The sequence below is a fragment of the Candidatus Pelagibacter sp. HIMB1593 genome (assembly GCF_052047755.1).
Taxonomy (GTDB): domain Bacteria; phylum Pseudomonadota; class Alphaproteobacteria; order Pelagibacterales; family Pelagibacteraceae; genus Pelagibacter.
The window spans coordinates 672940-687560 of record NZ_JBNAJK010000001.1 but is presented as its reverse complement, the minus strand read 5'-3'; the positions used below and the strand labels follow the sequence as shown (position 1 = coordinate 687560).

Genomic DNA, 14621 nt, shown 5'->3' with positions numbered 1-14621 from the left:
TCCATTAGTAAAACTTTAATATGTTGTTTATATCCATTCTATCAGAATTTGAATAAAGAACTTTGCCATCTACAACATTTTTCTTTTTAAAAACCTCAATTATTGTATTTTTGGATGTAAATTTAGCTTTCTGGCCTGTTGAGGGATCCACAACCATCATAATTGTATTTTTTGCAGCTTTAAATGGTCTGGCCTCAGACTTTTTAACAGAATTTTTTATAAAATTTTTAAATATAGGTAGAGCCGTTTTTGATCCTGTTTCAAATTTACCAAGTGGTGTTGGGCTATCCATTCCTACATAAACACCTACTAACAAGTTTGAAGTAAAACCAATGAACCAAGTATCAGTATTATTATTCGTTGTTCCAGTTTTTCCTGCTATATTTAGTTGTAAATCTTTTAATTTTTTTGCGGTTCCTCTTTGAACCACCCCTTCAAGTATTGACGTCATTTGATATGCAGTTTCTTCCGAAAAAATTTGTGTAAATTTATTTTTTAACTCAGGATAATCGTCACTAAGATAGGATATTGCATCACAATTTACACAAGATCTCTTATCATTATTATAAATAGTATTTCCCTCACTATCTTGAATCCTGTCAATCAAAACAGGTTCAACAAGTTTTCCTCCATTAACAAAAACAGAATAAGCGGATGTAAGCTGCAACAAAGTAGTTTCAGCAGAACCTAAGGAAATTGACAAAAGTTCCTCAGGATTTTCATAAATTGAAAGTTTTTTTGAATAGTTAATAATTTTATCTAACCCTAAATCTTGAGCTATTCTAACTGTCATTAGATTTCTTGATTTCTCCAATCCAGTTCTAATTGTAGATGGACCATAAAATTTTTTTCCATAATTTTCTGGTTTCCATAACTTTAAATCATCTCCTTGATCTAAAACTAAGGGTGCATCCAAAACTAATGATGTAGGTGTATAATTATTTTCTAAAGCAAGAGCATAAACGAATGGTTTAAATGCAGATCCTGGTTGTCTTTTTGCTTGTGTTGCTCGATTAAACTCACTTTTTTTAAAACTAAAACCACCATTAAGAGCCAAAACTCTTCCCGTATAAGGATCCATTACAACAATTCCTCCATTTATTTTTGGCAATTGTTGTAAACTATACTTTTTATCTTTTATTTGTTTCACATAAATTATGTCACCAATTTTTAATAATTGGTTAAACTCCTTTTTTGTCCATGAAATATCTTTATATTCAATAACTCCATCATCTTTATCAATCGTTTCTACAATTGCTGAAAATTTATTTAATTTTTTTACAATTGCTAATTTCCAATTAATTGATTTTTCAAGTTTGTATTTATCTAAATCTTTGTACCAATTTGAATTGTAAGGTTTGTTAATTAGTGCTCCCCTCCAACCTTTTCTCTGATCATAGGAAATTAATCCAGATCTTAGAGAATTAGTTGCAATTTTTTGTAAATCTAAATCTATTGGAGTATTGATATTTAGACCTTGTTTATAAACTTTATCGTATGACAAACTTTCTATGACATTTTTTCTAACGTCTTCAATATAATATTGTGCATCTTCTAAGTATATTTTTTGTTTTTTCTTTAATTTAATTTCTTGATTACTTAATTTTTCTAACCACTCAGATGTAATATAATTATTTTCATATAAATTTTTTAAAACTAAATTTCTTCTAAATTTTGCTAAATCTTTATCTTTATAAGGATTGTATTTACTAGGCGCTTTAGGTAAAGCAGCTAACAATGCAGCTTCTGAATAATTAAGATCCCTTATAGATTTATCAAAATATTCTAAGCTTGCAGCAGCTACGCCATAGGCTCCACTACCAAGATAAATTTGATTTAAATAAAGTTCTAATATCCTTTCTTTTGATAATGCTCTCTCAATTCTAAATGCTAAAATTGCCTCTTTTATCTTTCTATTTAGGCTTACTTCATTTGTTAATAAAAAATTTTTTGCTACTTGTTGGGTAATGGTTGAGGCACCTTCTAATCTTTTAGAGGCCATTATATTTGAAATATTGTTTATAACTGCTCTTAGAACTCCTTTCGCATCAACACCGGGGTGAGAGAAAAAATTTTTATCTTCTGCAGATAAAAATGAATTAATTACATTTTTTGGTATAGCATTGTACGGAACAAAAACTCTTTTTTCTTTTGAAAAATCTGCAACCAATTCTCCATTTCTTGAATAAACTTTACTTGAAACTGGTGGCTTATAACTCTTAAGAAATTTATAATCTGGAATATCGTTGGAGTATTTCCATAAAATACTAAATATCAAAATACCCAATAATATTAAAATAGTGGAGGAAAATAACAGAATATTTTTGAATAATTTACTCATTTTATTTCCATTATATCTTGGAATTTGTTAAAGATAAGGCATCAGAGATAAACAAAATTTATTACAAAGAAAATTAATGAACTTAATAATCAACATATTATGGAAAAAAATTTATATATCGATGCATCGCATCCAAATGAAACTAGAGTTGTTCTTAAATCAGGTGAAAATATTGAAGACTACGAGTACGAAGGTTTAAAAAACAATTTAATAAAAAATAATATATATTTAGGTAAGGTAAGCAGGATTGAACCTTCGCTTCAGGCAGCCTTTGTTGACTTTGGAAGAGAAAGACATGGATTTTTATCATTTAACGATATTCAGTCAGATTACTATCAAATACCAAAAGCGGACCTAGAAAAAATAAAAGAAGAGGAAGAAAAAGCAAGAGAAGAACTTTCAAAACAAGTTGAAGCAAAAGAAGAAGAAAATATTGCTGAGGGCAAACTTGAAATAGATGATCCAATAGAGGAAAAAGTTGAAGATTTAGAATCTGATAAAGAAGAAGTAGATACAAAAGAAAATTCAGATACAGAGGAAAAGACTGAAAAAAAACCTGAAAAAAGATTCAAATTTAAAAGATACAAAATTCAAGAAGTAATCAAACCTAATCAAGTAATTCTTGTCCAAGTCATCAAAGACGAGAGAGGTCAAAAAGGTGCTGCACTAAGCACTTTTATTTCAATTGCAGGAAAATATATAGTGTTAATGCCAAACACACCTAAAGGGGGTGGAATTTCGAGAAAAATATTTAATCCTGCAGATAGAAAAAAAATTAGAACTATTTTAAATGAAATTGAAATTCCTAAAGAGATGGGTTTAATTGTAAGAACAGCAGGAAGCAACAAAACAAAAAATGAAATCAATAGTGACTTAACAACTTTAATTAATACTTGGGGACAGATAAAAGATAATGCAATTAATTCTATAGCTCCCTCTTTAATTCATCAAGAAAGCGAAATAATTAAAAGAACTTTAAGAGATATGTACGATGATAGTACTAACCAAATTATTGTTGAAGGAAATGAAGGTTATAAAAAAGCCCAATCTTTTATGAAAACAATGATGCCATCAAGTGTAAAAAAAGTTAAAAAATATAGAGGAAGAACACCACTATTTATTGAGGAAAATATTGAACAAAAATTAAATCAAATTTTTGATTCAGAAATTAAACTCAAATCTGGAGGATATTTAGTTATTAATCCTACAGAAGCACTTGTATCGATAGACATTAACTCTGGTAGCTCAATCAAAGGTAAAAATGTTGAGAGTACAGCCTTAGATACAAATATTGAAGCAGCAGAAGAAATTGCAAGACAGATAAAAATTAGAGATTTATCAGGATTAATAATTATAGACTTCATTGACATGCTTAGTTTTGGCAACCGACGTTTAGTAGAAAGAAAGCTTAAGGAAAAATGTAGATCTGATAGAGCAAGAATTCAGATTGGAAGAATAAGTAATTTTGGCCTTTTAGAAATGTCTAGACAAAGATTGAGGGAAAGTGCTGTTAAATGGAAGGTAACTTTAACAGACGAGTCTTTTGCTCAAAAATTATTAAAAATTGTTGAATTAAAGGCTGTAACTAATAAAGCAAAATTTGTTGAAGTAAAAGTCTGCGAAAAAATTTCAGATTTTCTAAAAGAAAATTTTGTTAATGATTTAACTTACTTTGAAAAAAAGAATAAAATGACAATTGATATCATCAGTGACAATACTCTGATAATTCCAGAATATATTATAAACATTCAGAACAAATCCAAAAAAACTATTGAACTTGTTGAGCATTATGAAAAATTAAAAAACTTAGAAACCCAAAATAAAGAAGATAAGATTTCTCAAAAAAAAGAAGTTAAGAAAATTAAAAAAAATTATAAAAAAAAAAAATTTTTTAAAAAGGCTAAATAATACCCTTTAGAGGAGAGGAAGGATTTCCCATCAAGGTTTTATCTATTCTTCCTGAGTTGTATGATTGTCTTCCAGCTATAACAGCATTTTTAAATGCTAGAGCCATATCAAATGGTTTTTTTGCTTTCGCGATTGCAGTGTTTACCAATACACCATCACAACCCAGTTCCATTGCAATTGTAGCATCTGAAGCTTGTCCAAGACCCGCATCAATAATTAATGGAAGTTTTGTTTGTTTCCTGATTATTTGAATATTAATTTTATTTTGTATTCCTAAACCTGATCCAATTGGTGCTGCTAGTGGCATTATCGCAGCAGCTCCAACATTTTCTAATCTTTTTGCCATTAATGGGTCATCGTTACAATAAACCATAACTTTAAATCCTTCTTTGGTAAGAACTTCAGTGGACTCTAAAGTTTCAATCATATCTGGAAATAAATTTTCCTTATCTCCTAAAACTTCTAATTTAACTAATTTCCACCCACCTATTTCTCTTGCCAATCTCAAAGTTCTAAGAGCTTCTTTAGAATTAAAACAACCCGCTGTGTTAGGTAAATAGGTAATCTTTTTTGGATCTATATAATCCATTAACAAAGGTTTGTTCTTATCAGAAATATTTACTCTTCTAACTGCAACAGTTACTATCTCTGCTCCTGACAATTTGATAGCTTTGGCACATTCAGACATAGTTTTATACTTTCCAGTACCAACAATTAACCTAGATTTAAATTTTTTTTTAGCAATGATGAGATTATCTTTTTTCATACTACCCTCCTCCTATAAAATGAACAATCTCAATTTTGTCGTTTTGTTTTAATTTAATTTTGTAAACATTTTTTTTATCTATTATTTCTTCATTAAGTTCAATTGCTACTTTTTTCATAGGAATTTTAAGGTGTTTTATTAAATCTGAAAGTTTATATGTTTCAGAAATTGATCTGTTTTTACCATTTACTTTGATTTTTATTTTTTTCATCGTATATAAAAGCTGAATGAATAATAAAATAATTATTATCAATGGTCCAAATCTTAATCTATTAGGTGAAAGAGAACAATCACAATATGGATCAGGTAACTATGAACAACTTAAAGAAAATTGTTTAAAAAAATCAAAAGAAGTTGGGCTAGACTGTGAATTTATCCAATCAAATTTGGAGGGAGATTTAGTAAATACAATTCAAGATGCACGTAAAACTTATGATGGAATGATTATAAATGCCGCTGCATTTACACATACTTCAGTTGCAATAAGAGATGCACTTGAATTGTTCAAGAAACCAATAATTGAAATGCATATATCGAACATATATAAAAGAGAAGAATTTAGACATAAATCACTTATTAGTGGAGTTGCAACAGGTGGGATTTTTGGATTAGGCACTGAAGGATATATTTTGGCCATAATTTCATTACAAAAGCTTTTACAAAAATGAAAATAGATAAAAACATAATCAAAGAACTTAGTAACTATTTAGATGAGTTTAATTTAACTGAAATAGAAATTACCGAAAAAGATACTAAGATTAAAGTTTCAAAAAATAACGTATCAATTAGCAATCAAACAATTCCAGCATCTGTAAACAATACAAATTTAACTGCTGCTTCTCAATCTTCTGAAGGCGTTAAATCTGGTACAGAAATTACTTCTCCAATAATTGGAACTGCTTATCATGCGCCAGAACCTGGAGCAAAGAAATTTGTTGAAGTCGGTAAAAAAATTAAAAAGGGTGACACAATAATGATTGTTGAAGCAATGAAAACAATGAACCATGTACCTTCTACCCATGATGGTGTTGTAAAAGAAATTTGTGTTGATGATGGTCAGCCAGTTGAGTTTGGTCAAACAATTCTAATTTTAGAATAAATAATGTTTAAAAAAATTTTAATTGCAAACCGTGGGGAAATTGCAGTTAGAATTATAAGAGCATGTAAAGAATGGGGTATAGCAACTGTAGCAGTCCATTCAGATGTTGATAGAGAAAGCATGCATGTAAGAATGGCAGATGAAAGTGTCTGTATAGGTTCTCATCAACCAGCAAACAGTTATTTAAATATTCCTGCATTAATGTCTGCAATAGAACTGACTAATGCAGACGCTGTTCATCCAGGATACGGCTTCTTATCAGAAAATGCTAACTTTGCTAAAATTTTGGAAGAAAATAAAATTAAATTTATTGGTGCATCTTCAAAACACATCGAAATGATGGGAGATAAAATTCAAGCTAAAAGAATAGCTAAAGAAAACGGTTTACCAGTCATTGAAGGATCTGAAGGTGGTGTTAGGGATATTAATGAAGCAAAAGATCTTTGTAAAAAAATTGGCTTTCCTGTTCTGATTAAAGCCTCAGGTGGAGGTGGTGGAAAAGGTATGAAAATAGTAAATAAAGAGGAAGAATTTGAAACTTTATTTTCCACAGCTAAATCAGAGGCACAAAAATATTTTGGTAATGATGAGGTGTATATTGAGAAATTCTTTCAAAATCCAAGACACATAGAAGTTCAAATTCTTGCTGGAAAAAATAGAGTTGTGCATTTGCATGAAAGGGATTGCTCTGTTCAAAGAAGACATCAAAAACTTATTGAAGAAACTCCTAGTCCTGTTTTAAATGATGAAATTAGAAAAGATCTTTTTGAGAAAACTGTAAAAATGGTCTCTAAAATTGGATACATGGGCGCAGGTACAGTTGAGTTTATCTATGAAGATGGAAAGTTTTACTTTCTTGAAATGAATACAAGAGTTCAAGTAGAACACCCTGTTACAGAAATGGTTACAGGAGTAGATATTATCAAAGAACAAATTTGGATAGCATTTTCTGAGGAAACAGCACTAAAGCAAAGCGATATAAACCCAAGAGGTCACGCTATTGAATGCAGAATAAATGCTGAAGATGCCAGTAAAAATTTTCAACCTTCACCAGGAGTTATAAGTATGTGCCACCAGCCATCAGGATTTAGAACAAGAGTAGATGGAGCTATATTTCAAGGTTACAAAGTTACTCCTTATTATGACAGTATGGTTTGTAAGTTAATTTGTCATGGACGAAATAGAACTGAAGCTATTCAAAGAATGAATAGATCTTTAGATGAATTTGTTATTGAAGGTATTACAACTACTATTCCACTTCACAAAAAATTGTTAAATCATAAAAAATTTATCAATTCAGATTTTAATGTGAGCTGGCTAGATAAAGATACTATAGTTTAATAACATTTTACCAACCACACATCATATATTGGATGATCAAACGGAGCTATTGAAGGGCTTGAAGAAAACATCCATCCATTAAAAACAAAAACTTCATCATTATTTTGATTTGATAAATCTCTTACTTGTATGTAGGCAGTAATTTCTGGATTATCATCAAATTCAGAATTTTTACATTTTAAACTTTGAATTGATAAGTCTTTAAATTTTAGTAATTGACCATTTTCAAGTTTCAATGAAGTATTTTTTGAACTAATTTTATCTAAAATTTTTATTTCAGTAAAAGAACCTTCAAGTTGACTTTTAGAATGTGAAATAGATGTAGATAGAAAAAAGAAGATTAGTATGTAAAGAAAAAAACTATTCTTTCCAACTAGTATATTTTTTTTTAACACCATCTTTATTTTTATTTGGATAATATGCTTCTTCGGTACCAGTTAAATTGGATTGATGAGGTTTTTGCCACTCATATTTTTCTAGCTCATGTTTTTTTTCTATTTTGTTAGGTGTAAAATGCATCCATGAGTACCACTCAACTGGAATTTTTGATGCATCAATAACATCAGAATATATTACCCATCTTTTTCCTTTTTTATCTTCATAATATTTGTTTCCAAACTGATCTGTACCAGCAAGTTTTCCAAAAAAAATTGTTTTTAATCTTGTTCCAAAAGTATCTTGATTCCACCAAGTGAAAATTTTTTTAAAAAGTGTCAACATGTTATTTTATTTTTTATTTCAATTAAAAATTGTAAAAATTAAATTAGACTAAAATTTGAATAAGTATATAAATTAAAAGAATCTATTTTCAAACTAATTTTAAACTGAGGTGAAATGGCAAAATATCTTGTAGAAACTTATTACACTTGTACCTTTAAGGTGAATCATTACTTAGAGGATATAAATGAAACAGAGCTTAAAAATCTAGAAAAAAGAGACGATGGTAAATTCGAAGTTTTAGATGTCAAATTAGACAATAGAAAAACTAAAAGTTTAGATCCAAATAATAAAAAAGTAGTTGAAAATAAAAAAATTGAAATAGTTTCAAAAAGTGCAAGTGAAAATTCTATAAGTAAAGAAACAGTTGTTCAAAACTTAAACAAAAGCTCAGAAAAAAGTGGAAAAAGATTTAGTATGCCTGATAGAAGAAAAGGTTATATACAAAAAGCTACAATCGGAGATCATAAAGTCTATCTTCATACAGGTGAATATGAAGATGGAAAAATTGGAGAAATATTTATCGACACAAGTAAAGAAGGAGAGCTAGTTAAGGCATTAATGAATAACTTTGCTATAGCAGTGTCTTTAGGTCTTCAATACGGAGTGCCATTAGATGAATTTATAAGTGCATTTGTGGGAACAAAATTTGAACCATCAGGTAAAGTTCATGGAAATGATAGAATATTGAGCGCTACTTCTATTTTAGATTATATTTTTAGAGAACTAGCTATATCTTATCAAAATAGAGAAGATCTTGCACATACTCCTGCAATTGGTGGAAACGACTCGAATGATCAAGAAAATGATGATCAAAATCAATTATTAAAAATTGTAAAGGATATTACTAGCAAAGGATTTGTTAGAAATAATTATAAAAAAAATCTAGTTGATTTGTCTGATGTTAAAATAAGTCTTAAAGGTAAGAAATAATTTTATTTTTTATTTTTTAGGGACAAGTTTAATTCTTTTAATTGTTCTGGGTTAACTTCTGATGGAGCATTCATCATCAGATCCTGAGCATTTTGGTTCATTGGAAACATTGTTACTTCTCTTATATTCTTTTCATTAGCTAACAGCATAACAATTCTATCGATTCCTGGAGCAATACCACCATGAGGTGGAGCACCGTAACTTAATGCATTTATCATACCGCTAAATTTTTCATCTACTTGCTGCTTATCGTAACCAGCAATTGAGAATAACTTGTACATAAGTTCTGGTTTATGATTTCTTATAGCGCCGGAAGATAATTCAATACCATTACAAACAATATCGTATTGATAAGCTAAAAGTTCTAAAGGATTTTCAAGTTCTTTTTCTGTCAAATCACCTTGTGGCATAGAAAATGGATTATGACTAAATTCAATTTTGTTGGTAACCTCATCTCTTTCAAACATTGGATAATCAACTATCCAGCAAAACGCGAAAACATCTTCATCTATTAAATCTAAATCTTCTGCAATTTTATTTCTTGCCTGAGAAGTTATTTTTTCTAATTCATTTTGTTTACCACAAGCTAGAAAAATACTATCCCCTACTTCTGCATTAGTTAAATTCATTATTTCTAACAATGCTTCTTTGGTGAAAAATTTTCCTATAGGTCCTTTACCAGATAACTCAGTATCTTTTTCAAATGTAAAATAAGCTAAACCAGAAGCACCTTGTTCTTTCGCCCATTTATCAATATTATCGAAAAAGCTTCTTGGTTTATCCTTAGTATTTTTTGTTATTATGCTTCTTACTCTTGAACCAGATTTTACTAACTTTTTAAATATTTCAAAAGATACATCTTCTCTTGTAAATATTTCAGTAATATCATTTATTATAAGTGGATTTCTTAAATCAGGTTTATCACTCCCATATTTTAGCATTGCTTCTTTGTAAGAAATTCTTGGAAACTTATCGTTTAATAATTTTTTATTCGAAAATGTTTTAAAAGTATTGACCATTAATTTTTCAACAACATTAAAAACATCTTCTTGTTCTACAAAAGACATCTCTAAATCTAATTGGTAAAATTCTCCTGGACTTCTGTCTGCTCTTGCATCCTCATCCCTAAAGCAAGGAGCTATTTGAAAATACTTATCAAAACCAGATACCATAATTAGTTGTTTAAATTGTTGCGGTGCTTGAGGTAGAGCATAGAACTTCCCTGGATTTAATCTACTTGGAACTAAAAAGTCTCTTGCACCTTCAGGGCTGGAGGATGTTAGTATTGGTGTTTGGAATTCCAAAAAACCTAATTTAGTCATTTCATTTCTTATGTGCGAAATAACTTTTGATCTTAAGATTATATTTTCATGTATTTTCTTTCTTCTTAAATCTAAAAATCTATATTTCAGTCTTATTTCTTCAGCATATTCTTGATCACTGAAAACTGGCATCGGTAATTCTTTGCAAGAACCTAGTTCTTCGTAAGTATCAATTTTTACCTCAATTTCTCCTGTGCCTATTTCTTTGTTAATTGTATCTTCAGATCGAGCTACAACCTTACCTTCGATTTTAACTACAGTTTCTAATTGAGTTTTTTCTAAGTTTGTGAAATTTTTATTATCCTTATCTATAATACATTGTGTGACACCATAATTATCTCTTAAATCTATGAATAATAAGTTGCCATGATCTCGTTTTTTATTAATCCAGCCAGAAAGAAATACTTTTATATCAACATCTTCTTTTCTTAATTCGTTACAAGTATGTGTTCTATATTTACTCAATTAATCTCCTAATGCTTCTTTAATAATTTTAAAATCGATTGGTTTTTTCCTTTTTAAACTAATTTCGTCGATCTTATATATGAATTCAGATATTTTGCCATAGGATCTATCTATTCTTTTTATAATGAAATCTATTAATTTCTTATCAATTGATATCTGACGATCAGAAAGATTTTTTAATATTAGGGCATATAATAAATCATCCTCTGGTTTATCAATCTTTGATAAAATAAAATTTTTAGCTCTAGAATTTAAATCATTTAATTCAAAGGAGTAATCAACAATGGGTTTGGTTGAAGTAACAATTAAGTATTTGTTGTCTTGCTCAATATTGTTCAAAAAAGTAAATAATAACTTTTCATTAATATTTTTATTTAAATCTTCAATAATTATATTTTCATAGATTTTAATTTTTTTTAAATATTCATTACTAATATCAGCTGCGTTTATTTTAATACCCTTAAATTTATGTAAAAAAATATTAATTAAATGAGATTTTCCAGAAAATTTTTCTCCAATTAAATTTATAAAATTTTTTTCCCATTTAGGCCAACTATTCAATAATAAAAATGAAAATTCATTAGATTTTGAAACATAAAAGTCTTGATCTTTAAAATTTTGATCATATTCAAATTTTAAAATTTCTTGATTTAAAGATTTCATTCTAATACCCAAATTTTATTTTTGATTTTAAAAAAATAATCATAATCTTTCATCATATTTAAGAACTGATCTCGGGTTCCATTAAAGATTATTTTATAAATGTTTTTTTTATTATCAATTTTAAATATATTATAATTATTTACCAAATCTATGTTTGAAAGTGTTTCTTCAAACTGATCGATTTTAATTATATTGCTATTATCGACTGATATAGTCAGATCCAATTTAATTGATGTATTTATTATGTTTTTTAATTTCCAATAATCTTCAAAAACTGTTTTTTGTTTATCTATGAATTTTTTTAAATCTTCTAAATCTTCTAAATTGATATTTTTGAATTTAAAATTTTTTATATTTTGATTATTATTAAATATTATTTGATTGAGAACTCGAATTTCTTCATTATTTTTAAAAATAATCATAATAATGAAATCTTCAAAATTATATTTTTTTGAAATTTCTCTAAAATCAAAATCTTCTAAATTATTAATGTTTTTTTTTATTAAATTATAATCATCAATATCTTCGTTTGGTAAAATATAATTTAGTTGATGATATTTTTCTTTTTTTAAGTTCCAATTTTTAAATAATTGACTTTCCGAAAAAAGGAATATTTCATTTTTTTCTTCATCTACCTCTATTGGAAAAAACATTAAATCTTTTTCAATAATTGATGAAGGAAATACATTTTTTTTTTCTAATAATTCAAAAAAACTTTTTTTATTGAATTCTACATTTAAGGTAAGATTATATATTTCATCAATAAAACTTTCTTGAACAATCGAAAATGTTTCAACTAAACTTTTAACTTCTTTGGTAGAAGAATTTTGAATTTTTTTTTGATCTTTGCTTTGAGCAATCGTAAAAATAAGTTCCTCATATGCTTCAACAAAACCTCGATTTATTATCTTATTTTTGTCAAATGAGGCATTAAATGGAGACGAAATTTCAATTTCTTTTATAGAAAATGTTTTTGCAACACTATTTTCTGTGGAAAAAAAAATATTTAATAAAGCAAGAAATAGAAAAAGATTATATAAACTATTTTGTTTAATTAATTTTAAAAAACACCTCATATAATATTGTAATGAATAATAAAAATTTTACCTATAAAAAAAGTGGTGTTAACATTAAAGCCGCTGATAAGTTTGTAAATTTCATTTCATCAGTATCATCAAAAAAAAGGGGCAAAAAAAAGTTTTCTAATATCGGGGGCTTTGGTTCTATTTCAAATATTCCAAGCAACATAAAGCAACCTCAAATAGTTGCTTGTACAGATGGTGTTGGAACTAAAATTGAAATAGCTAATTCTTTAAATAAATTTGATACAATTGGTATTGATCTTGTAGCAATGAGTGTGAACGATTTAATTGTTCAAGGTGCAAAACCATTGCTTTTTTTAGATTACATTTCAATAAACAAGATTGATTTAATTAAACTTAAATCGATCATTAAAGGAATAGTTAGGGGCTGTAAACTATCAGATTGTGAACTTGTAGGCGGAGAAACAGCAGAGATGCCTGACACTTATTCAAAAGGTAAATTTGACATAGCAGGTTTTGCTGTTGGTATTGTAGGTAAAAATAAAATCTTAAATAAAAATAAAATCAAAAAAAATAATTTAATATTAGCAATTCCTTCTAGCGGATTACATTCTAATGGGTTCTCACTTGTAAGGTATTTAATAAATAAAAAAAAAATTAATATAAATAAAAATAAATTTTTAAAATCAGAACTTTTGAAACCAACAAAAATTTATGTGAAAGAAATAATCAACATAATTTCAAAAAATCTTATTAATGGTTGTGCAAATATTACAGGAGGAGGACTTGCGGATAATATCAAAAGAGTTATTCCTGATAACATGGTAGCAGATATTGATTTAAACAAAATTAAAACTTTAAAAATATTTAATTGGCTTAAAAAAAATGGAATAGCAGAAAATGAAATGTTAAAAACATTTAACTGCGGTGTAGGTTTTTGTTTAATTATCAACAAAAAAAACTTAAAAAAAATTCAAAGTTATTTTCCTAAAGATTACAAACCATATGTAATTGGAAAAATTATTAATGGTAAAAATAAAGTGAAATTAAATGGTTCTATCAATTGGAATAAATAAAATAAAAACTGCAATATTTATTTCTGGAACAGGTAGTAATTTAAAATCACTAATTAAGTTTTCTAAATTAAAGAGATCACCTATTTCTATAAATCTAATAATTACTAATAATAAGTTAGCCAAAGGTTTAAAATATGGAACTGTTTTTAAAATTCAAAAAAAAATAATTAGTTTCAAAAATAAAGATATTGCTGAAAAAAAAATACTTAAAGAACTAAAAAAAAATAAAATTGAATTAATTTGCTTAGCAGGATTTATGAAAATACTTTCTAAAAATTTTATTAAAAATTTTAAAGGTAAAATTTTAAATGTTCACCCCTCATTATTACCAAAATACAAAGGATTAAATACTCATCAAAGAGCTATAGAAAACAAAGATAAATACTCAGGATGCACTGTACATTTTGTTAATGCAAAATTAGATTCTGGAAAAATAATTCTTCAAACAAGAGTTAATATATATAAAAAAGATACTCCAGATAGTCTTGCAAAAAGAATTTTAGCTCAAGAGCATAAATTATATCCCAAAGCTATTTTGAAAATTTTTAGTCTTTAAAAAAGAAATCAATTTCAATTTTAGCATTTTCCACACTGTCAGATCCATGCACAGAGTTTTTATCAATTGAAATTCCGTATTTTTTTCTAATTGTGCCTTCTTCAGCATCTTTAGGATTTGTTGCACCCATCAATTCTCTATTTCCTAATACGGCATTTTCTTTCTGAAGTACCATTACTACTATCGGTCCTGAAGATAGGTATTCACATAAATCATTATAAAATGGCTTTGTTTCATGAACTTTATAAAAGTTCTCAGCTTCTGATTTTTCAATTTGAATTTTCTTTTCTTTTAATATTGAAAAACCATTATTTTTAAACATTTCTTTAATTTCATTTTCAAGATTTCTCTCAACAGCATCAGGCTTTATTATTGATAAAGTTTGTTCAAT

At 27.4% G+C, this 14621-nt stretch carries 16 protein-coding genes; 7 read left to right on the top strand and 9 right to left on the bottom strand.

Features of this window, described 5'->3' with window-relative positions; translation table 11 throughout:
- Positions 1 to 4 precede the first annotated feature (4 nt).
- Positions 5 to 2341 carry a penicillin-binding protein 1A gene (locus ACTTA0_RS03515; RefSeq protein ID WP_440676121.1) on the bottom strand — a complete coding sequence of 779 codons (2337 nt, stop codon included), beginning with the start codon at positions 2339 to 2341 and terminating at the stop codon, positions 5 to 7.
- A gap of 99 nt (positions 2342 to 2440) precedes the next feature.
- Here ACTTA0_RS03515 and ACTTA0_RS03510 point away from each other — a divergent pair, with 99 nt between their 5' ends.
- Complete coding sequence (locus ACTTA0_RS03510; RefSeq protein WP_440676120.1) at positions 2441 to 4249, top strand: Rne/Rng family ribonuclease; 1809 nt, start codon at positions 2441 to 2443, stop codon at positions 4247 to 4249.
- Here ACTTA0_RS03510 and ACTTA0_RS03505 read toward each other — a convergent pair.
- Together ACTTA0_RS03505 and thiS are read right to left on the bottom strand one after the other, a co-directional pair.
- The gene (locus ACTTA0_RS03505) at positions 4242 to 5015 is read right to left on the bottom strand and encodes a thiazole synthase (RefSeq protein ID WP_440652692.1); all 774 of its coding nucleotides are present in this window, start codon (positions 5013 to 5015) and stop codon (positions 4242 to 4244) included. The two genes, ACTTA0_RS03510 and ACTTA0_RS03505, sit on opposite strands and share 8 nt — an antisense overlap.
- A gap of 1 nt (position 5016) precedes the next feature.
- Positions 5017 to 5226 carry a sulfur carrier protein ThiS gene (gene thiS / locus ACTTA0_RS03500; protein WP_440618655.1) on the bottom strand — a complete coding sequence of 70 codons (210 nt, stop codon included), beginning with the start codon at positions 5224 to 5226 and terminating at the stop codon, positions 5017 to 5019.
- Between the two features lie 16 nt (positions 5227 to 5242).
- Here thiS and aroQ point away from each other — a divergent pair, with 16 nt between their 5' ends.
- From aroQ to accC, 3 genes are read left to right on the top strand one after another with little or no spacing between them, the layout of a single operon-like run.
- Entirely contained in the window at positions 5243 to 5683 is a 441-nt protein-coding gene (gene aroQ / locus ACTTA0_RS03495; protein WP_440614626.1) for a type II 3-dehydroquinate dehydratase, read from the top strand.
- Entirely contained in the window at positions 5680 to 6114 is a 435-nt protein-coding gene (locus ACTTA0_RS03490) for an acetyl-CoA carboxylase biotin carboxyl carrier protein (protein ID WP_262589534.1), read from the top strand. The genes aroQ and ACTTA0_RS03490 overlap by 4 nt, the downstream gene beginning before the upstream one ends.
- A gap of 3 nt (positions 6115 to 6117) precedes the next feature.
- Positions 6118 to 7455, top strand: a complete 1338-nt coding sequence (gene accC, locus ACTTA0_RS03485) for an acetyl-CoA carboxylase biotin carboxylase subunit (protein ID WP_440676119.1) — start codon at positions 6118 to 6120, stop codon at positions 7453 to 7455.
- On the opposite strand, the gene ACTTA0_RS03480 is transcribed toward accC, so the two are convergent.
- Both ACTTA0_RS03480 and ACTTA0_RS03475 read right to left on the bottom strand, forming a co-directional pair.
- A complete protein-coding gene (locus ACTTA0_RS03480; RefSeq protein ID WP_440676118.1) occupies positions 7452 to 7853 on the bottom strand; it encodes a DUF2155 domain-containing protein in 402 nt (133 codons plus the stop codon). The two genes, accC and ACTTA0_RS03480, sit on opposite strands and share 4 nt — an antisense overlap.
- Positions 7816 to 8175 carry an NADH-ubiquinone oxidoreductase subunit NDUFA12 family protein gene (locus ACTTA0_RS03475; RefSeq protein WP_075506547.1) on the bottom strand — a complete coding sequence of 120 codons (360 nt, stop codon included), beginning with the start codon at positions 8173 to 8175 and terminating at the stop codon, positions 7816 to 7818. Before ACTTA0_RS03475 ends, ACTTA0_RS03480 begins: the two co-directional genes overlap by 38 nt.
- A 114-nt stretch (positions 8176 to 8289) precedes the next feature.
- Here ACTTA0_RS03475 and ACTTA0_RS03470 point away from each other — a divergent pair, with 114 nt between their 5' ends.
- The gene (locus tag ACTTA0_RS03470) at positions 8290 to 9105 is read left to right on the top strand and encodes a TSCPD domain-containing protein (protein WP_440676117.1); all 816 of its coding nucleotides are present in this window, start codon (positions 8290 to 8292) and stop codon (positions 9103 to 9105) included.
- 2 nt (positions 9106 to 9107) lie between these two features.
- Here the strand turns inward: ACTTA0_RS03470 and aspS are convergent, their stop codons facing one another.
- From aspS to ACTTA0_RS03455, 3 genes are read right to left on the bottom strand one after another with little or no spacing between them, the layout of a single operon-like run.
- The gene (aspS, locus tag ACTTA0_RS03465) at positions 9108 to 10892 is read right to left on the bottom strand and encodes an aspartate--tRNA ligase (RefSeq protein ID WP_440676116.1); all 1785 of its coding nucleotides are present in this window, start codon (positions 10890 to 10892) and stop codon (positions 9108 to 9110) included.
- On the bottom strand, positions 10893 to 11555 hold the full coding sequence (locus ACTTA0_RS03460) for a DNA replication protein (protein WP_440676115.1): 663 nt from the start codon (positions 11553 to 11555) through the stop codon (positions 10893 to 10895).
- Entirely contained in the window at positions 11552 to 12631 is a 1080-nt protein-coding gene (locus tag ACTTA0_RS03455; protein WP_440676114.1) for a hypothetical protein, read from the bottom strand. The genes ACTTA0_RS03460 and ACTTA0_RS03455 overlap by 4 nt, the downstream gene beginning before the upstream one ends.
- 11 nt (positions 12632 to 12642) lie before the next feature.
- Between ACTTA0_RS03455 and purM the strand changes: the two genes are divergently transcribed.
- Positions 12643 to 13674, top strand: coding sequence for a phosphoribosylformylglycinamidine cyclo-ligase (gene purM, locus ACTTA0_RS03450; RefSeq protein WP_440676113.1), 1032 nt, complete (start codon positions 12643 to 12645; stop codon positions 13672 to 13674).
- Complete coding sequence (purN, locus tag ACTTA0_RS03445; RefSeq protein ID WP_440676112.1) at positions 13649 to 14230, top strand: phosphoribosylglycinamide formyltransferase; 582 nt, start codon at positions 13649 to 13651, stop codon at positions 14228 to 14230. Before purM ends, purN begins: the two co-directional genes overlap by 26 nt.
- Here the strand turns inward: purN and ndk are convergent.
- Positions 14220 to 14621: a nucleoside-diphosphate kinase gene (gene ndk, locus ACTTA0_RS03440; RefSeq protein ID WP_440676630.1), complete on the bottom strand. Its 402-nt coding sequence runs from the start codon at positions 14619 to 14621 to the stop codon at positions 14220 to 14222. The two genes, purN and ndk, sit on opposite strands and share 11 nt — an antisense overlap.